The sequence below is a fragment of the Halomonas campaniensis genome (assembly GCF_002211105.1).
In the GTDB taxonomy this organism is placed as follows: domain Bacteria; phylum Pseudomonadota; class Gammaproteobacteria; order Pseudomonadales; family Halomonadaceae; genus Vreelandella; species Vreelandella campaniensis_A.
This window is the reverse complement of sequence record NZ_JPUA01000020.1, coordinates 1-18,981: the sequence shown is the minus strand read 5'-3', so window position 1 is coordinate 18,981 and position 18,981 is coordinate 1. Positions and strand designations below refer to the sequence as shown.

Genomic DNA, 18,981 nt, shown 5'->3' with positions numbered 1-18,981 from the left:
CCCAGCAGCACTGGAAGCTATTGCTGACCAGTTAAATATTAGTCAAGCGGAAGCTGCGCAGCTGGTCTCCGCGATAAATGGCTTGGTCGGGCAACAGCAGGGTGCTCAAACATTGTCTGCTGATTCAGCTCGTTCAACTGATACGCGCTCGCCTGTGGCTGAGTTCCAGATAGCCTCTAGGCCACAGCCCGATACTTTTGTTAGTCAACTCAACACCTCACCACAGATTAATACCACCAGCGCAGCCCCCACCGTCAGTAGCGAAGCTCTCATGGGCGCTCTACTGGCCGCTGATGGAACGCCGAAAGGAAGTCAGAGTGGTGAACAATTACCAACAGGTTTTGCTTTAAATACAGGCAGTAACTCGCTAGCAATGCCGCAATCCACTCAAACGTATGCGCCTGCGTCTACCCCGACAGCAGCCACGTTAGCAACACCTTTTACGAGTCCTGCCTGGTCGCAACAACTAAGCCAACAGTTGGTGCAGATTTCACAGCGGGGCGGCGATCAGCATGTCCAAATGCAGTTGAATCCAGCAGAACTGGGACCGCTCTCTATCTCACTAAAATTTAGTGAACAAGGCGCTCAAGCACACTTTTTGTCAGCCCATGCACAGGTGCGGCAAGTGCTGGAGCAGGCGATTCCCCAGCTAAGGGAAGCGCTGGCAGAGCAAGGTATATCACTAGGTGAAACGTCTGTTGGCGAACAGCGCGACCCCAACGACCAAGCTTTTGCCCAGTCAAGCAGCAAGAACGGCACTAAAACCGGCAGCGACAGCGGCGAGGTTGGTTTTGATGAAGCAGCTCATCAAAACGCCGGAAGTAACCCGCTGGCACTGGATGGGCGGGTAGACCTTTACGCTTAAGGGCGACACCAGAATTTGCATGGCCTTTCTGGTACTACACATTAGTACGCTAATGAAATAGCTAAACCAAAAGATAGGCTTGCCAAACGAGCCTGTTCATTTCATCACCAGCATGTGCTTTTGGCATAATGCTTTGCTAGTGATACGCATGGAGTTCACAGGAATCACAAATGGCAGAAAAAACCGGCGGGTCAAAAAAACTGCTCTGGATAATGATTATCCTGGTCTTGCTGTCGTCAGCAGGCGCAGCGGCGGCTATTTATATGGTAATGGATCAGCGTGATGACGGTTCAGAAGATGCAGAAATGCAGCAAGCGATGGAGCGCGAACCGCCTATTTTCATGCGGATTGAACCCTTTACCGTCAATCTTGCCGATGATAGCTATGGCTCACGCTTACTCTATACAGGCGTGACTCTGCGAGTGGGTAATGAAGAAAGTAAAGCGATTCTAGAAGAGCATATGCCGCAAGTGCGTAGCCGTCTGCTGATGCTGCTATCAGGCAAGCAGGCTGATGAACTTACTTCCCCAGAAGGTAAGCAACAGCTTGCACAGGCGATTGTTGAGCGACTCAACGTCCCGCTGACGGAAAATCAGCCGCCGCTTGATTTGCGCGAAGTTTTATTCACCGAATTTATTGTGCAATAACCTCGGGAACTGGAGCCGTTCATGTCACAGGACGATCTACTGTCCCAGGAAGAAATTGATGCCCTGCTGAAGGGCGTTAGCGGAGACGATGAGCCATCGGCTTCATCGTCCAAAGCGCAAGACGAAACGCGCGTTCGACCCTACGACCCGTCGACTCAGCATCGCGTTATTCGTGAGCGCTTACATGCGCTTGATTTTATCAATGAGCGTTTTGCACGCTATTTTCGTACTGGCCTGTTCAACCTATTACGGCGTAGTGCAGACATTACCGTCGAGTCGGTGCGTTATCAGAGCTTTAGCGAGTTCTCGCGTAATGTTCCTGTGCCAACAAACCTGAACATCGTATCGATGAAGCCGCTACGTGGTTCAGCTCTGGTGGTATTTCCGCCTAACCTCGTTTTTATGGTGGTCGATAACCTCTTTGGTGGTGATGGTCGCTTTGTCACCAAATCGGATGGTCGAGAATTCACGAACACTGAGCAGCGTATTATCCAGCGCCTGCTTAATCTCGCCATTGATGCCTACCAAGAGGCATGGAAAGTCGTTCATCCTCTGGATGTCAGTTTTTTACGTTCAGAAGTGCAGTCAAAGTTTGCCAACATCACCAATTCCCCCAATGAAATTGTGGTGAATACCAAGTTCAATATCGAAGTCGGCAACCTTTCGAGCAATTTTCAGATATGTATGCCTTACGCCATGATCGAGCCGTTGCGTGATTTACTGGCCAACCCGATCAATGATAGCAACCACGACCAAGATGGCAGTTGGTCTCGCCGGATGGCGAGTGAGTTACGTCAGTCAGAAGTAGAGTTGGTCGCTGAATTTGCTCAAATACCGAGTCGTATTGCCCACGTAATGGGGTTGAAAAAAGGCGACGTGCTACCGTTAGATATTCCGAGCTCTATCACAGCAAGTGTTGACGGGGTTCCCGTCATGGAGTGTGAGTACGGTAGTCAACGCCAGCAGCATGCACTGCGGGTGCTACATATGATTGACCATGCCGCCATGAATAACGCATCGTCGAAGGACTTCATTAAAGGGTCTACGCGACAGAAAGCCAAGGAATCCAAAGCATGACTGATCCCAATAAGCCTGATCAGAACGTCTCTGACGACGATTGGGCAGATGCCATGTCCGAACAAGAAGAGCCCACAGCTAGCACCGATGCTGCTAGCGAAGAGGAAGATCCTTGGGCCGCTGCAATGGCAGAGCAAGAATCTGCTGAAGCGAGCGAAGAGGAAGATCCTTGGGCAACTGCAATGGCAGAGCAAGAGTCTGCTGAAGCGAGCGAAGAAGAACCCGCTGCTTCACCTGCGCCAGCAGCGAAGTCAGCAAGTGATGCCATATTCCGCCCGCTAAGCCCGGACAGCGGCTCCTCTCAGGCACGTGAGCTCGAGATGATCATGGATATCCCGGTGAAACTCACCGTGGAGCTAGGCCGCACAAAGCTAACCATTAAGCAGTTGCTTGAGTTGGCGCAAGGGTCTGTCATTGAGCTTGAAGGTCTCGCCGGTGAGCCGATGGATATCTTGATTAATGGCTACCTGATCGCTCAAGGCGAAGTCGTTGTGATCGAAGATAAATACGGTATTCGTATTACTGAAATCATTACGCCTTCTGAACGTATTCATAAATTGAACCGATGAGCGTTGCAACTTCCTCGACGCAAAACGGTTCGCTCGATGCACTGGGGAACGGCGGCGAAGCATTGATAGGCATGGCTGTTTTAGGCAAGACAGCCGCGGCTTTAGCTCTCGTTATTGCGATCATTCTAATCTGCACGGCGCTTTTAAAGCGCTGGGGCAACCATACCACACGCCATGGCGCTCACCTGCGCATTGTGGGCACCACTTCCGTAGGTAACCGTGAGCGTATTGTGGTTGTTGAAGTGGAAGATACCTGGTTAGTGGTTGGTGTGGGGGGCGGACGTATCACTAAACTACACGAGCGCCCGGCCCCAGCAGAGCGTACGCCAACCGAATCTACTCCACCCGCCTCCCGCTTTTCGCTTCGCCTATCAAAAGCGTTAGCCGCTGGCCGCCACCGCGATTCATCCTCGCCCACCGATCCACATCAGACGCCATGAGGCAATGGATGCACCTTTCTTGGCCCTGTGTTTTGAAGAGCTGTGCTTTGAAGAACAATATCGCTAAGCCACTTTCCCTTTGGCTGTCTATTATTGTTGCCTGTTTTATAGCAGGCCCTGCGCATGCACAACAGATACCAGGCATTATTTCGCAACCGCTAGAAGACGGCGGACAGCAGTGGTCGCTTTCACTGCAAACACTGCTCTTTTTAAGCTCGCTAGCGTTTTTACCCTCCATGCTGCTCATGATGACGAGCTTCACGCGCATCATCATTGTGCTTAGCCTACTGCGTACGGCAATGGGCACCCAGGCAACGCCGCCCAATCAGGTACTCTTGGGTGTGGCGCTGTTTTTAACTTTTTTTATCATGTCGCCAGTATTGGCTCAGGTGTACGACAACGCCTGGGTACCCCTGACTAATGAAACGATTAATTTTGAAGAATTTTTGCTGCTTGCCCAGGATCCCTTTCGCGAATTTATGCTTGCCCAAACTCGCGAGCCCGACTTAGCCCTGTTTGTGCGCTTGGCGGATGTCGGGCCGATGCAAGGCCCGGAAGAGCTGCCCATGCGAGTGTTATTGCCCGCTTACGTTACTAGTGAGCTTAAAACTGCCTTCCAAATTGGTTTTACTATTTTTATCCCGTTTTTAATCATCGACCTCGTCGTCGCCAGTACGCTCATGGCGCTCGGTATGATGATGGTTCCACCCATTACGATTTCGTTACCCTTTAAGCTAATGCTGTTCATTTTAGTGGATGGATGGCAGCTTATTATCGGCTCGATGGCAGAAAGCTTTTACATGATATAGCGTTTCATTGAGTCATTTTCACATATGACAAGCCGCGTCGTTTTATACGGCCCACAGGATTCCAACTATGACCCCTGAAATGGTGATGAGCATTGCTTACCAAGGTATGCGTGTAACGCTTCTCCTTGCTGGCCCAATGCTGTTGGCGGCGCTGTTCACTGGTCTTATCATCAGCCTCTTCCAAGCCGCCACGCAAATTAATGAAATGACGCTGACGTTTATTCCTAAAATTCTGGCTGTATTTACGGTGCTGGTATTAGCTGGGCCCTGGCTGATTGGGCTGATCACCGACTTTACTCACCGCCTATTTACCAATATCCCCAGTATGGTGATGTAGCGGTATGGTGGAAGTCACTTTCGCACAACTCCAGGGGTGGTTGGTGGCTTTTTTATGGCCGTTTGCGCGCATTACTGCTTTTATGGCGTCATCGCCTCTATGGGGCCACTCCAGCGTACCTAATCAGGCTAAAGTCGGTCTGGCTGCCCTAATTTCCATTGTCATTGCGCCGATTTTACCGGCCATGCCTGATATTGCCATCATGTCATGGGCTGGGATGGGGGTGATGATCGAACAGATTCTAATCGGCTTAGCGATGGGTCTCGTCATGCATATCATGTTCGCGGTCGTTCAAGCCGCAGGGGATTTTATCGGCCTGCAGATGGGCTTAGCGTTTGCGAGCTTTTTCGATACATCGAGTGGTACCAATATCATGGTGCTATCACGTATCCTCTATATGATAACACTGCTCATGTTTTTGGCGCTGAATGGCCATCTGATGGTGCTTGAAACCCTGATCATGAGCTTCCAAACGTTGCCCATTGGCATTGGAACCTTTAACCCGGGTGCTTTTGAGTTACTCGCCCGGTATGCGGGAACAATCTTTGCTTCGGGTATGTTACTGGCGTTACCGCTGGTGGGCTCCCTGCTGACCATTAACCTAGCCCTCGGTATACTCAACCGTTCAGCTCCGCAGCTCACGGTGTTCAATATCGGCTTCCCTACCTCTCTCATCGTGGGTCTTATACTGATGATGGTACTAATGACCGACATTAATCGCTTTTTACAACGGTTATTTACCCAAGGACTGGGGTTTATGCAGGGGCTAATCGAAACGATGGCGCCTTTAAATTAAAACGCCCATGCTTCACGCAGAAGCATGGGCGTTTATTGATACACAACTAAGGCAAATAGAAACTACATATAATTAAGCAGCGACATTCCTTTCATATCCACGAACGTTTTTTGCGCGGCTTGTAAGCCCACCTGACGCAAACTATATTCAGAGATAGCTTCAGAATAATCAAGGTCTACCAAATCTGACAGCGTCTGCGTGTAGTTCAGCATTCGATTATCCGCTACTGCATCAATAACCTTAAGCTCATTCAAACGAGCGCCGGCTGAAGCGCGTACGGTAAGAACGTTATCTAGACTATTGTCCAAATCGCGCATTGCAGTATTCAGAGTATTGCGCTGATCGGCTTTCTTAGTGTCGTTGTCCGCAGGATTTTCTAACACACGAATAGCTTCTTCCATTGTGCGAAACAAGTCAGCACCACGAACATCCCCGCCTGATTTGGCAACCAATATCTCATCATCCGGCGCAGGGGTACCTTCAAGGCTAATCGATAAACCACCGAATTCTAATGAAATAGAACCCTCGTCGTTAATATCATCTGCCCAGACGCCTGAGCTCAATGCTGCACCATCCGTGTCGTTGTCCACCCAGGCATTCGTTGTATTATCAAATCGTTGAACCTGATAAGTTGGATCAGCCGCAGTTCCATCAAAGCTGACGCGATAATCACTACCATAATCAGCGTTCTTGACATCAAGGGTCTGGGGCCCGCGATATGTCACATTACCTTGATTTAGCGTGCCATCCTCTTTCTTTGCTTCTGCTACATAACCCGCACCGCTAGGTACACTTTGGAAGATAGTCACGCCATTATCCGCTACCGGCATTAAGCGAGTAGCATCTACACGCTGCTCGCGTGCATTCGTATCGCCTTTATATTCCACGCTGCCGTCGGCTGATTTCACAAAAGGAGGACTATTATCTTTGTAGCCGCCGAACAAATAGCGTCCATTACCATCCGTTGAATTGGCCTGGCCCACTATCGTTTCATAAACACCTTTGAGCTCGCTAGCGATGGACTCGCGCTGCTCGTCAGTCAGCGTGTCGCTAGACGCTTGAATCAACAACCCTTTAGCACTGGTTATCGCATCACTAACGCTATTAATGATGCTCTCTGTCTGCGACAGCGAGTTACGCGCCGATACGCGAGAATCTGAAAACTGTTCAGTTGCCGCCTTTGCCTGATCAACGCCAATCGCCCGCGAGGCGGCCTGAGGGTCATCGGATGGATTAACCACACGTCGGCCACTGGCAATCTGCTGACTCACCCTCATCAACTCGCTCTGCTGGCGGTTCAAAGACGCCGTGCTCTGCTCGAACATGGTAACGGTACTAATACGCATACATTAAGCTCCCGAATTAACCGCGCAGGTTCAAGATGGTGTCCATTAACGAGCCAGCCGTATCGATGACCTTCGCGTTAGCCATGTAGTATTGCTGGTAACGCATCAAATTCGCCATTTCTTCGTCAATACTGACACCCGATTCCGACTGTTGCACAGCGCGCAATTGATCCGTTAACCCCTGCCGCGCATCAAGGTTCACTTCCGTAATATTGGTTCGGTTACCAACATCGCTGACCATGGATGCATACGCACCGGTAAGGGTTGCCCGCCCCCCGACAATCGACTTAGCCTGTAGTTCTTGCATGGCTAAGGCATTACGGTTATCGCCCGCGTTCGCATCACTCAGGGTGATAGAAACGCTAGTACCATCCGCCTCAGGCAGCTCGTTTAGGGTAAACGTAATATCGCCAATCTGAATACGATCCTTTGCTTCCAGCGTCTGGGTAGCTGGATCAAACGGGTTACCATTAACCGTCATCGTCGCTGCCGCTGGTTCCACTCCGCTAACGCTGCCATCCTGATCAACCGTAATCGAGTACTCTTCATCGACATCAGCAAAAGCGCCATTGGCAATGCTTACTTTGCCTATATCTAAGTTGCCTTCAAAGTCAGCAAAGCTAGCCGCGGCAATCTTATCTACGTCAGCAATATTCGTTTCCATGCCATTGGCGGCGCGCCGTACCGGTTGAATTTCAAAGCTGTCACCATCTTGCGGTACACCACTGAATTGAATACTGACACCTCCAAAATTTAATTCACCATCGTCATCCCAGGCGTCTTGATCGAAATCTACAACCTGCCCATTATCTTTACGGGTAACGACGGGCTCTCCAGCCTCAAAACGGACGGTATAATCAGTCGCTCTAAGGGCGTCAACCTGATCAGGGTCAAATTCAGCGCTAGTAATGGTGACGGCGGGTAAGCTATTACTTTTATCGGCATATGTTTGTGGGGCACGCACTGCAAAGAAGTCTTCGCCCTGGTCGCCGTTAAGATCCACGCCTAATTTATGTTGCTCATTGAAAGCCGTCGCCAATGACACAGACAATTGGCCAATTTGGTTCTGTGTCTTATCTAAGGTTTCTGAACGGAAGGTCATTAAGCCCCCCAATGCCCCGCCTTTGATCGTGGACTCATCTAGTTGAACGACATTACCACCACCATCGCGATACCCCACTACCGTACGCTGGGGATCGTAATCTGCCTGCATCGCTTCAAGTTGGAATGAATCGGTGCCAGTTACCAGCGGCTGACCATTGGGCAAGCTAAGACTGTAGCTTTTGCCATCCTGAATATTTAGGCGCAAATCCATACGCTCATTAAGCTCAGATACCAATTGATCACGCTGGTTGAGCAGACTATTGGGAGCCTCGCCGCTGCGAGCGCGAGCCAGGGCAATCTCTTTATTTAAGCCGGCGATCTGCTCGGTGGTGTTATTGATCTGGGTAATTTCATCCTTGATCTGGCCATTAATATTGCCTTGCATATCTTGCAAGTAGCCATCAAAGGAACGGAACTGTGAACTCAGCGTATTAGCGGTACCCAGGACGCCCTGACGAGCCGCTGGGTCAGAGGGTGAGGCCGCCAGGTCTTCTAATGAAGAGAAAAAATTCTGCATCAGAGGAGCTAAACCGGCTTCACGGTCTGCCAGTAGATTATCGATTTGCGTCACTTGACTATAATAAGTCGATAAGGCACTCGATTGTGTTTTGGCACTATTTAACTGGTCAGCTACATACGTATTAAACTGACGCTCGATATCATTAACACGAACTCCCCCACCAATGCCTCCCTGGCCTAACTGTGTAATCTCACGGTTATAGCCAGGCGTATTGATATTGCTAACATTATTGCTAACTGTGTTGAGGGCATTCTGCGCCGCATTGAGGCCGCTTAAGCCGATAGAAAACATGCTCATGGTTCAATTCCTTAGGCCGGTACCTATCTATTTTTTAAGTATCGGCACTGCGCAGAAAAACTTGAGGATAGGATTAGCGAGAATCGGCTAAGAAGCTGCCGGCTGCGTTAAGTGGGCCCATGGTATTCATCACCGCGACCAATTTGTCAGCATAGCGTGGGTCAGTCGCATACCCACCGCGCTGCAGCTCTCTCGCCGCCTGTTCCGCGGTAGGTGCCTGCACCACACTGGCATAGCGAGGGTTATTGCCGATTAGGCTGGCATAGTCAGTAAAGGCGTGTTCGAACGAGTCGTAGACACGGAAAGTATCCACCACCTGCGTCCGCCGCCCATTGATATATTCGTGAGTCACGATATCAGTGGTTTCGCCCTTCCAGTGACTGCCGGCTTTGATACCAAACAGATTGTGACTATTGTTGCCATTACGAGTAGTAATTTCGTGCCGCCCCCAGCCTGTTTCCAGCGCTGCCTGGGCTAGAATTAATTCAGCAGGCACTCCGGTAGTCGCACTGGCCGCCTGGGCAGGGGCTGCTAGCGTTTGCATAAATTGACTGACATGCCCTGAACCATGTTGCACTTGCTGGGTTAGCGTGGGCTCATCTACCGCCCCCCTCTTCGCGCCTTGGCGAATAGCCTCCAGCTCGGCTAGGAATTGACCGTTGCCCTGTGTATTAGTGGTTCCATTAGTATCAGCGTTAGCTGCGTATGAATCGTCAAGCACACGCGGAGCGCCACGGGGGATGCCAGCTATCAATGCTTGTAACTCTTGATCGGCATTGGGCTGCGCTTTTGAGATGGCACCTTGGCGTTCCAGCTGTTCAACAAGCACATCGGCTAGGCCCATTCCACGCGAAGCCATCACCTGTGACCACTGTTGATCCAGCATCGATTGATAGGTATCCGTCGCGCTGCTGTTCATCAGCTGTGAACTGGGTGTCGCATCACGCATACTTTTCATCATCATTTGAATAAAAAGCGCCTCAAACTGCTGAGCTGCGCCATTTACACCCGACTCAGGGTCGACGCGAGCTGTATGCTGAAGACGCTGAAAACCATTCATATCCAGGGCGAACTGGCTGCTCATATCACTCGCACTCATTAAATAACCTCCAGCTCAGCACGTAGTGAACCCGACGCTTTTAATGCTTCCAGAATCGACATCAAGTCTTGAGGGGTCGCGCCTAAGGCATTCAAAGCATTGACCACTTCGTTGAGCTGCGCGCCCTCTACGATTTGTAGATAAGCCTCTTGCTGCTCAATATCGATATCCGCGTCGGGTACCACGACCGTCTCACCCTCTCCAAAAGGGTTAGGCTGGCTAACACCAAACTGGGTATCAATCATGATCGACAAGCTGCCGTGGGCTACCGCCGCCTCTCGTAACGTGACGGCGCTGTTCATTACCACCGACCCGGTACGTGAATTCAGCACAACACGGGCTGGCGCTTCCGTAGGCGTTACCTGAACATTCTCGACACGGGCCATAAAATTGACCCTGGCATTGTCATCATTAGGCCCATCCAGAGCGATTACCCGACCATTACGTGCATAGGCTACCGACTGGCCAAACTCGGTATTAATCGCCGTTACCATACGCTGAACGGTGCCAAAGTCAGAGTCGTTGAGCTGTAATTCAAGCATGCCGCCGTTACCCCCAAGGTTAAGCGGCACTTCTCTTTCAACCAGCGCACCATTGGGGATACGCCCTGATGCCTGCTGGTTGATCTGAACACTGCTGCCTCCCGCTTGTGCGCCAGCGCCACCTACCAGCATGTTGCCCTGGGCAATGGCATAGGTATCACCATCAGCACCTTTTAAAGGGGTCATTAGAAGTGTGCCGCCACGCAGGCTGCGTGCGTTAGCAATTGATGAAACTACGATATCTAAGCGCTGCCCCGGTCTTGAGAACGGCGGTAGGTCAGCTGTCACCATCACCGCTGCCACATTGCGTAATTGTAAGTTCGTACCAGATGGGACGGTTACCCCCAGTTGAGAGAGCATGTTGGTCAGGCTTTGGCTAGTAAACGGTGCTTGGGTCGTTTGGTCACCGGTACTGTCCAGACCAACCACTAGACCGTAGCCTACCAGTTGGTTATCGCGGACACCGGCAAAGCTTGCCAACTCACGAACGCTTTCCGCCTGGGCAGGTAATGAGAATAGAGCTATTAGCACTATGGCGCCCAGTTGGACAGCCCAAGCATTCATTGTTCGACAACCATTTACCCACAAACGATTAAACCGCATCGCTATAGCGCACTGACGCTCTTTCATTGGGTGACCTGTCATTGGCAGCTCTGCCATTAGTAGCTTCCCCTAACGTTAGAAGGGTGAGACGTTTAAGAAGAAACGTTGTAGCCAGCCCATGTGCTGCGCTTCGTTAATATAACCGTCACCCACATACTCAATACGCGCATCCGCCACCTGTGTGGAAGGGACTGAGTTCTGAGCGGTAATCGTACGAGGGTTAACCACACCAGAAAAACGAATGAACTCGGTGCCCTGATTAATGGCAATTTGCTTTTCACCACGCACACGTAAGTTGCCGTTATTCATCACCTCTAATACTGATACCGTGATGGTACCGGTAAAGGAGTTATTGGCCTGCGACCCACCGCTACCGGTAAAGTCGTTTTCACCTGAAACATCAAAGCCATACTCTGCAAGCGTATCCAGAACATCAGGCAGCTGTGCTAGTTCCAGACTGGCGCTGCCGCTGCGCCCCGCATTGGATTGCGAGTTTTTACTGGCACTGACTTCTTCATCCAGCACAATGGTCAGAATATCGCCAATGGCACGCGGCCTGCGATCTTCAAAGAGCGGCTGATAACCTTGCCTAGCTTGATAAATAGAGCCATTGGGGATGGGGGGCGGGCGATCCAAAATGCTGATCTGCTCTTGTTCACCCACAACCGATGCTCTGGGAATCTGAGCGCACCCGGCAACAACTAGCATTAAAAGCACCAGCCCCGCTAGCGCAATACGACGTGACATGTGGTGCAACTCCAGCATAACGCAACCTATAAAGTAAGCCCGGTGAGTAGCAACCGTTACAGCTGGCTTAAGCGTGCCAACATTTCATCGCTGGTGGACACCGCTTTGCTATTGATTTCATAGGCACGCTGGGTCTGAATCATATTGACCATCTCCTCAACGACGTTGACGTTGGACGTTTCGACATAACCTTGGAATAGGCGGCCTGCGCCATTCATGCCCGGCATATTCTCATTGGGTGCCCCGGAAGCTCCCGTCTCCAGGTAAAGATTGCCGCCGATACTTTGTAGGCCTGCAGGATTAATAAAGGTACTGACTGTGATTTGCCCCACCTCATTATCAATTGCAACGCCCGGCTGGCGTACACTCACCGTGCCATCTTCACCAACATTAACTGACAGCGAATTAGCTGGTAAGAAAATGGCAGGTTCAACAGGGTAGCCATTGGCCGTTACCATTTGGCCATTCTCATTGAGCTGAAAGCTACCGTCGCGGGTGTAAGCAGTCGTACCGTCTGGCATTAATACCTGAAAGAAGCCTTCGCCGTTAATCGCCAAATCGCGTGAGTTTTCAGTCTGTTCTAGCCCACCTTGGGTATGCAGACGCTCAGTGGCCACGGCACGCACGCCGGTTCCCACCTGCATGCCGGAGGGCAGACGATCCTGGATATTGTTCTGCGCGCCGGGCTGCCGCATGTTCTGATACAGCAAGTCTTCAAACACTGGGCGTGAGCGTTTGAAGCCATTGGTGCTAACGTTAGCCAGGTTATTTGAAATTACATCGAGCTTGGTCTGCTGAGACTCCAAACCCGTTTTAGCTGTCCATAACGACTTAATCATAATTATGCTCCCTTGACCGACTGACTTACATCAGCTCTAAATGGTCAACATCAACCTTGGATAGATAAAATGCCGTTGGCGCGCTGAGCATTTTCGTCAGCCGTGCTCAGCACTTTCATCTGCATATCATAGCGACGGGCCACATCAATCATGGAGACCATGGCATCGACAGCGCTGACATTACTGCCCTCCAGGGCGCCACTCACCAACTTGGCGTTTTCGTCGGCGGGCAAGGCGCCTGGCTCACCCTCCTCATTAGGGGGGGCGCGAAAAAGGCCATCTTCGCCACGTGTTAAGGCGCCAGCGTCAGGCGTCACCAGTTTAATACGCCCTACCTCGACGAGGGCTTCCGGCCCTACACCTTCGGGAATGGCACTAATCGTCCCGTCGGCACCAATTGATACCTGCGCCCCTTGCGGTATGGCAATGGGACCACCTTCGCCCATTACCGGTCGCCCTACGCTTAGCAGTACCCCGTCACTGTCTACCTGCAGATCGCCACGCCGTGTATAGGTTTCAGTACCGTCATTAGCCTGCACCGCCATCCACGCGTCGTCCTGCATCGCGACATCAAGGGTGCGGCCCGTATATTCAACGGGCCCCTGAGAAAAATCACTGCCAGGCGTGGTAGTCACCGCTGAGTTTCGGGTGGCCAGCAACGCCTCTCCCTGCACAGGCACGGAGCGAGCCGCCTGCAACTGGGCGCGAAAACCAGTAGTGGTTACATTCGATAGGTTATTACTTACCACCGACTGCTGATCCATACTGTTCTTGGCGCCACTCATGGCGGTATAGAGCATTCGATCCACTGCACTTACTCCTTACAAATATGACCGATCATTAAAGATTAATAACGGTCTGCAGGAGCTCATCCTGGGTACTGATGGTGTTGGAGTTTGCCTGGTAAGCACGTTGCGAGACAATCATATCCACAAGCTCTTTGGCCAAATCCACATTAGAAGCTTCGACAGCACCTGACTCAATTTGACCATACTGTCCAGAGCCGGGCGCACCCGTGTTAGCTACACCTGAACTATTCGTTGCTGCCCACAGGTTGTTGCCTAACGGTCTCAGCCCCTCTTCATTGCGAAAAGTATCTAATACAATCTGACCTGCAGGACGAGATTGCTCATTAGAGAAGTTACGCATTACGGTACCATCCGCAAGCACTTCGACACCCACTAAAGCGCCTGATGTGTAACCATTTTGATTAAACTCTCTCCGCGAAGAGATGTCTGCAAACTGAGTGCTTCCATCAAACATTAAATCAAATGAAACGTCTTCCGCGTCAGTACCGCCTGGGAAAGTAATTGTAGCGCTATCATCGCCTCCATTTACTCCGGTTACGTTACCATCAGCATCTGTTAGCAATCGCCCGCTAGTAGTAAAGTCAAGTGTGAAAGTGCCTCTTTCTACACCTTCGGTAACCGCTGTCGCATTCCACTGATTGTTTGCACCCCTCTCAAAATAAGTCGACACGTTTATCGCATTACCTAACGAATCATAAGCCGTAAAACTGTTTGAAAAGTGGTACGGCAATTCAGTTCCATCATTTAATTCGACAGTGCTTAAACCCTGTCCTTGAACAGTCGTGGCGTCCAGATTAAGAAGGATGTTAGCTTCTGAGGTAGCCCTCGCTGGTATGTCATTCGCAGCAACATTCAAAGGAACCGGATCACTTCCCGCTAACACGTCAGAAAAAGGAAATGCTAACTGCTCGGCCGTATCTTCAGTAATCTGGGTATCCAGACCGTATCCCATCAGTCTGGCGCCTTGCGCATTAACAATATCGCCATTAGCAGCCAAGCTGAACTCACCATTTCTTGAGTAGGCTACTTCACCTGAAGACTGTTCCATACGATAGAAACCACTTCCAGAAATAGCTAAGTCGAGATTGCGGTTTGTGCTTTCGATACTACCTTGTGAGAAGTTTTGACGAGTATCGGATACCTTGACACCAATTCCTTGAGAATTAGCGAATACGTCGGCAAAACGAACGCTTGAACTTTTGTAACCCACGGTTTGTGAGTTGGCGATATTATTGCCTGCAGAGTTAAGCTTTTCTGACTGTGCGTTAATACCAGACAGAGCAGTAGTAAATGACATAGTAGATCCTCAAATATCCGAGTTATAGAATTTGTTTAACGTCGTTTAGGTTGACTTGGCCATAGATAGCGCCTAGATCCAGCCGGACACTGCCACTGCCATCATTCGGCGTTACCCGATTAACCACCGCGTACTGCAAGGCCGTGGATTCAATTTTTTCACCTTCAGCGTCGGTCGCCTCTATCTGAACCGAATATCGGCCACTGGCAACCGCGTCGCCTTGGTCATTTTCACCACCCCAATCGAAAGAATGAACGCCCGAGTCCAGAGATTTCAAATCAAGCTGTCTGATCACTTGGCCACCTTGACCAACAATCGTGGCTTTAACGCTCTTCGCCGGCTGGGCCAATTCTATGCCAAAGGGTGTTGTATACGTATTCCCTTCGCTATCTTGCTCTACCAGCACATCCTTACCGGGCACCATGACGCCTTTGCCAATTAGGCCACTCGCCTGCAGTGCCTGATTGGCATCCATTTGACTGGTAATACCTTCTAGCGTGCTATTCAGTTCTTCAATGCCACTAACCGTGTTAATTTGAGCTAACTGAGAAGTCATCTCCGAATTTTCCATCGGATTGAGCGGATCCTGGTTCTGCAATTGCGTAATCAGCAGCGTCATAAAGCTTTCACGCAGCTCATCGGACTGTCGGGCGGAGAGGACGTTAGACCCGCCGCCATTGATGTTATTCAATACACTCGTATCAACATTCATGGTTTACCCCTCTCCCAGCGACAGCGTCTGTATCAGCATCTGCTTACTGGTATTAAAGACTTCAACGTTGGCTTGGTAGGAGCGCGAGGCAGAAATCATATTGACCATTTCATGCACGGGCTCAACATTGGGCTTTGCTACATAGCCCTCTTCATCTGCCGCTGGGTGATTGGGCATGTACTCCATGCGCAGAGGCGAGTCGTCTTCTACTACTTCGGTGACACGCACACCGCCAACGCCGTAGCGATTACTTTGCGCCTGAGTCTCAAACATCACCTGTTTCGCTCGATAGGTTTCACCATCCGGCCCGGCGATACTGTCGGCATTGGCCAGGTTGCTAGCGGTGACATTCATTCGCTGGGACTGGGCGCTCATTGCCGAACTGGCAATATCAAACGTAGAGAACATCGACATTGTTGGTTAACTCCTGACTAATTTGGCCTGGATTATTCGGGCTGCATGGCATTTTTCAGTCCCTGGATACGCCTATTGAGCATCGTGAGACCGGCTTGATAACGAACAGCGTTATCGGCAAACTGCGTGCGTTCACGATCCATATCAACCGTATTGCCATCCAAACTAGGCTGGTCGGGGATACGGTAAAGTAAATCGGTGCTACCCGCTCCACGCCATGCGGGGCCTTCTCCAGCAATATGATTCTCAGCGGTACGCGCCAATGTTAGACCGCCGCCGGTATTGCTAGAGGCACTCTGAGTACCGTCTACTGCTTTTTTCAACTCACTAGCAAAATCGATGTCGCGCGCTTTATAGTTAGGCGTATCGGCATTGGCAATGTTAGCGGCCAATACGTCGTGGCGTGCTTGGCGTAGACTCACTGCTTGCTGATGAAAATTAAAGGCAGATTCCAGTTGATCAATCATGCCGACCCTCGCTTGAGGCATAAAATAAAATGGATTTTGTTGATGATGAAGAATACGTTTGGAACTGTCAGCCTAAAGCATGGAACAGCTGGCGTTTCTGCCAGCATTTCGCGTGATACGGCTGCTACCTTTTCGCTACACTGGGCCATGAATCCTCTTCTTATGCCCCTCCTTTCTAAGCTCCCAAGCAAGTGACTCCCCATGCTACGACAGCGCTTTACTAAGCCAAGCACGCTTCGCTACTGGCAAGTGATTGTCTTGTTGGTAATCCTAAGTATCACTGCGTTAGCCAACGCTCAGGCTGATGACGACAACCTTCTTCAAAAAGTGCATCAGTTTTTATACGAGGAGACCCGGGCTTTAGGCGAAGAAGTTGTGATTGACTTACGCCCACCGTCCCCACATTTACCGGAGTGCGTCCAACCGGAGCCTTTTTTACCCAATGCCAATCAAGCCCCCTTGGGTCGCGTTTCCGTTGGAGTACGTTGCGGTGAAAACAGTCGGCAAGTCCGCTACTTGCAGGCCCAAATTGATGTCATCGGCAATTACATGGTGGCCGCTAGAGATATTGAACGGGGCGCACTGATCACCTCAAACATGCTAAGCGAACGCGGTGGCAATCTTGGTGACCTGTCAGCTCAGGCCCTCACTGCTGAAGAAGATATTGTGGGAAAAATAGCTCAGCGCCCCATTCGCAGTGGCAGCGCCTTTTTAGCCCATTATTTACAAGCGCCTCACTTAGTTGAACGCGGGCAGCGCGTTACTGTCATAGCTCAGGGTTCTGCTTTCCGCGTTTCACGCGAAGGCGAAGCGCTTGAAAATGGCGCGCTTGGTGAGCGGGTCAGGGTTCGTTTTGGTTCACGGGAAATTCTGACTGCCCGCGTCACTGACCGGGGTACTTTAGTGGTGGATTTTTAACTTACCACCTAAAGTTATACTCAGCCCAGCCGATAGTTATCTTCATACAAGCTACACTAAACGCAAAGCGCATCGACGCTGACGATGAGGCAGACGACGTGAATATTGATAACATTAATTCGCTGTTACGCTCTAACCAAGCCCAGCAGCGCGATGAAACGCAAAAGGCTAATAGCGTGACTCCGGCAACGCCCGGCGGTACAACGCGCGAATCGACTCAATTGAGCCAAACAAGTATCGATGATTCTCAGGATATCGATAGCGCCAAAGTTGAAGAAATCCGTGACGCTATTCGTGAGGGCCGCCTGGAAATGAGTGCTGATCGCATCGCCGAGGGCCTCATTGCAAATCTTAAAGATTTTTAAGGAGACGCTTTAAATGAGCCTTGCATCCTTGCTGACCGATCAACAGCAGCGACTTGATGAATTAATTTCGCTGTTGTCCAGCGAGCAAAATTTATTGACGCAAGGTGACATTGACGGTGATGCACTATCAAAAGTCGCATTAGATAAGCAATCGCTACTGGCTGAATTAGAGCGCATAGAGATTGTGCGCCGCAATGTACAAAAACGTCTTGGCTATGCCGAAGGCGCTGACGGCGCCAAAGCGGCAGCCCGCGATGCCGACTGCCTGACAGCCTGGGATAGCTTACTAGAAAAGAGTGAGCGAGCTTCGCGTATGAATGAGTTAACGGGCCAGATGCTATCTGTTCGAATGAAGCATAATCAGGCGATGCTTGACTACATTCGGCAAATCGCAGAAAAAACACTCTACAAGCCGGATGGTCGTAATAGTGCCCAGCCGGGCAGAATCAACGCATCCGCCTGACCTCCCTCGACAAGACGCCACCATAGCGTTTCAATGAAAGCCTTCACTAGCAGGATTGCAAAGGCTTCTCATGTTCAGTTTACTGCCTCATCATTTTACAGCGTTGGTCATCGGCGCATCTGGGGGGATAGGCTCTGCCATTATTCAGCAGTTACTCTCTTCCTCTCATGTCGGCCACATCATTGCGGTAAGCCGCCAACCATCACGGATTGACCACTCCCGCCTTACTCACCTAATGCTCGATGTCTCCCAAGAGCAGGATAGGCATGCACTTAAGAAAGAGTTAGCCACCCAGCCAATTCACTTCTTTTTTAATGCCATCGGCATACTTCATGATGACACACAACAACTCTTCCCCGAAAAGCGCCTTGATCAGCTTAGCGTCGAAAACCTAGCGCACACAATGAACATCAATGCCTTTGTGCCAATCTTACTGCTAGCGGCACTGAAAGACTCTTTCAAAGGAACACACCCTGCAGTGATTGCCAGCCTTTCCGCTCGCGTTGGCTCAATCGAAGATAATCAACTAGGAGGCTGGTACAGCTATCGTGCCAGCAAAGCAGCGCATAATATGCTGTTTAAGACAGCGTCCATTGAACTCAGGCGGCTTAATAAGCAATCCACCGTGCTATGCCTGCATCCAGGCACCACCGACACGGCACTCTCCAAACCCTTTCAAGCAAGGGTTCCTCACGAGAAGTTGTTCACGCCCACCTTTGTAGCAGAGCAGTTGCTGTCAGTTATCGCCCAGCGAACGCCTGATGATAGCGGTACCTTTTGGGATTGGAATGGCCAACCTATCGATTGGTAAGAGCGAGGTGTTTTTCTGTGCGCAAACAAAAAACCCAGCCGGATGGCTGGGTTCTTCGTTAAATAAGTGCCTGACGATGACCTACTCT

At 50.7% G+C, this 18,981-nt stretch carries 23 protein-coding genes; 12 read left to right on the top strand and 11 right to left on the bottom strand.

Annotated features, from left to right (window positions below; all coding sequences use genetic code 11):
* The 8 genes from JI62_RS07420 to fliR form a co-directional block, all read left to right on the top strand.
* On the top strand, nt 1–865 hold an 865-nt coding region (locus JI62_RS07420; protein ID WP_170938500.1), incomplete at its 5' end, for a flagellar hook-length control protein FliK.
* Nucleotides 866–1,035: 170 nt separating this feature from the next.
* Nucleotides 1,036–1,512: a flagellar basal body-associated protein FliL gene (gene fliL, locus JI62_RS07415; protein ID WP_088699551.1), complete on the top strand. Its 477-nt coding sequence runs from the start codon at nt 1,036–1,038 to the stop codon at nt 1,510–1,512.
* Between the two features lie 21 nt (nt 1,513–1,533).
* Nucleotides 1,534–2,589, top strand: coding sequence for a flagellar motor switch protein FliM (gene fliM, locus JI62_RS07410; protein ID WP_088699550.1), 1,056 nt, complete (start codon nt 1,534–1,536; stop codon nt 2,587–2,589).
* The gene (gene fliN / locus JI62_RS07405; protein ID WP_088699549.1) at nt 2,586–3,158 is read left to right on the top strand and encodes a flagellar motor switch protein FliN; all 573 of its coding nucleotides are present in this window, start codon (nt 2,586–2,588) and stop codon (nt 3,156–3,158) included. Before fliM ends, fliN begins: the two co-directional genes overlap by 4 nt.
* Nucleotides 3,155–3,598 (top strand): flagellar biosynthetic protein FliO, encoded by a 444-nt coding sequence (gene fliO, locus JI62_RS07400; protein WP_088699548.1) that lies wholly within the window; start codon nt 3,155–3,157, stop codon nt 3,596–3,598. Before fliN ends, fliO begins: the two co-directional genes overlap by 4 nt.
* Nucleotides 3,599–3,606: 8 nt before the next feature.
* Nucleotides 3,607–4,407: a flagellar type III secretion system pore protein FliP gene (fliP, locus tag JI62_RS07395; RefSeq protein ID WP_430750714.1), complete on the top strand. Its 801-nt coding sequence runs from the start codon at nt 3,607–3,609 to the stop codon at nt 4,405–4,407.
* A gap of 67 nt (nt 4,408–4,474) precedes the next feature.
* Nucleotides 4,475–4,744: a flagellar biosynthesis protein FliQ gene (fliQ, locus tag JI62_RS07390; RefSeq protein ID WP_007112097.1), complete on the top strand. Its 270-nt coding sequence runs from the start codon at nt 4,475–4,477 to the stop codon at nt 4,742–4,744.
* 4 nt (nt 4,745–4,748) lie between these two features.
* Entirely contained in the window at nt 4,749–5,540 is a 792-nt protein-coding gene (gene fliR, locus JI62_RS07385; RefSeq protein WP_088699546.1) for a flagellar biosynthetic protein FliR, read from the top strand.
* Nucleotides 5,541–5,602: 62 nt separating this feature from the next.
* Here the strand turns inward: fliR and flgL are convergent, their stop codons facing one another.
* The 11 genes from flgL to flgB all read right to left on the bottom strand — a co-directional run bounded on the left by flgL (nt 5,603) and on the right by flgB (nt 16,336).
* Nucleotides 5,603–6,886 (bottom strand): flagellar hook-associated protein FlgL, encoded by a 1,284-nt coding sequence (gene flgL, locus JI62_RS07380; protein ID WP_088699545.1) that lies wholly within the window; start codon nt 6,884–6,886, stop codon nt 5,603–5,605.
* A 16-nt stretch (nt 6,887–6,902) separates the two neighbouring features.
* Nucleotides 6,903–8,807, bottom strand: a complete 1,905-nt coding sequence (gene flgK / locus JI62_RS07375; protein WP_088699544.1) for a flagellar hook-associated protein FlgK — start codon at nt 8,805–8,807, stop codon at nt 6,903–6,905.
* Between the two features lie 73 nt (nt 8,808–8,880).
* A complete protein-coding gene (gene flgJ / locus JI62_RS07370; protein ID WP_088699543.1) occupies nt 8,881–9,906 on the bottom strand; it encodes a flagellar assembly peptidoglycan hydrolase FlgJ in 1,026 nt (341 codons plus the stop codon).
* On the bottom strand, nt 9,906–11,012 hold the full coding sequence (locus tag JI62_RS07365) for a flagellar basal body P-ring protein FlgI (RefSeq protein WP_088699542.1): 1,107 nt from the start codon (nt 11,010–11,012) through the stop codon (nt 9,906–9,908). Before JI62_RS07365 ends, flgJ begins: the two co-directional genes overlap by 1 nt.
* A gap of 114 nt (nt 11,013–11,126) precedes the next feature.
* A complete protein-coding gene (locus tag JI62_RS07360) occupies nt 11,127–11,816 on the bottom strand; it encodes a flagellar basal body L-ring protein FlgH (protein ID WP_088699541.1) in 690 nt (229 codons plus the stop codon).
* Between the two features lie 38 nt (nt 11,817–11,854).
* Nucleotides 11,855–12,637 carry a flagellar basal-body rod protein FlgG gene (gene flgG / locus JI62_RS07355; RefSeq protein ID WP_088699540.1) on the bottom strand — a complete coding sequence of 261 codons (783 nt, stop codon included), beginning with the start codon at nt 12,635–12,637 and terminating at the stop codon, nt 11,855–11,857.
* 50 nt (nt 12,638–12,687) lie between these two features.
* The gene (flgF, locus tag JI62_RS07350) at nt 12,688–13,446 is read right to left on the bottom strand and encodes a flagellar basal-body rod protein FlgF (RefSeq protein ID WP_088699539.1); all 759 of its coding nucleotides are present in this window, start codon (nt 13,444–13,446) and stop codon (nt 12,688–12,690) included.
* Nucleotides 13,447–13,477: 31 nt separating this feature from the next.
* On the bottom strand, nt 13,478–14,743 hold the full coding sequence (flgE, locus tag JI62_RS07345; protein ID WP_088699538.1) for a flagellar hook protein FlgE: 1,266 nt from the start codon (nt 14,741–14,743) through the stop codon (nt 13,478–13,480).
* 22 nt (nt 14,744–14,765) lie between these two features.
* Entirely contained in the window at nt 14,766–15,455 is a 690-nt protein-coding gene (locus JI62_RS07340) for a flagellar hook assembly protein FlgD (RefSeq protein WP_088699537.1), read from the bottom strand.
* 3 nt (nt 15,456–15,458) lie between these two features.
* Complete coding sequence (flgC, locus tag JI62_RS07335) at nt 15,459–15,869, bottom strand: flagellar basal body rod protein FlgC (RefSeq protein ID WP_088699536.1); 411 nt, start codon at nt 15,867–15,869, stop codon at nt 15,459–15,461.
* A 32-nt stretch (nt 15,870–15,901) separates the two neighbouring features.
* The gene (gene flgB / locus JI62_RS07330) at nt 15,902–16,336 is read right to left on the bottom strand and encodes a flagellar basal body rod protein FlgB (protein ID WP_088699535.1); all 435 of its coding nucleotides are present in this window, start codon (nt 16,334–16,336) and stop codon (nt 15,902–15,904) included.
* 201 nt (nt 16,337–16,537) lie between these two features.
* On the opposite strand from flgB, the gene flgA reads away from it, so the two are divergent.
* The 4 genes from flgA to JI62_RS07310 all read left to right on the top strand — a co-directional run bounded on the left by flgA (nt 16,538) and on the right by JI62_RS07310 (nt 18,893).
* Entirely contained in the window at nt 16,538–17,254 is a 717-nt protein-coding gene (gene flgA, locus JI62_RS07325) for a flagellar basal body P-ring formation chaperone FlgA (RefSeq protein ID WP_088699534.1), read from the top strand.
* 98 nt (nt 17,255–17,352) lie between these two features.
* Nucleotides 17,353–17,619, top strand: coding sequence for a flagellar biosynthesis anti-sigma factor FlgM (gene flgM, locus JI62_RS07320; RefSeq protein WP_088699533.1), 267 nt, complete (start codon nt 17,353–17,355; stop codon nt 17,617–17,619).
* Between the two features lie 13 nt (nt 17,620–17,632).
* Nucleotides 17,633–18,082, top strand: a complete 450-nt coding sequence (locus tag JI62_RS07315) for a flagella synthesis protein FlgN (protein WP_088699532.1) — start codon at nt 17,633–17,635, stop codon at nt 18,080–18,082.
* Nucleotides 18,083–18,152: 70 nt separating this feature from the next.
* Nucleotides 18,153–18,893: an SDR family NAD(P)-dependent oxidoreductase gene (locus JI62_RS07310; RefSeq protein WP_088699531.1), complete on the top strand. Its 741-nt coding sequence runs from the start codon at nt 18,153–18,155 to the stop codon at nt 18,891–18,893.
* Nucleotides 18,894–18,981: the final 88 nt, after the last annotated feature.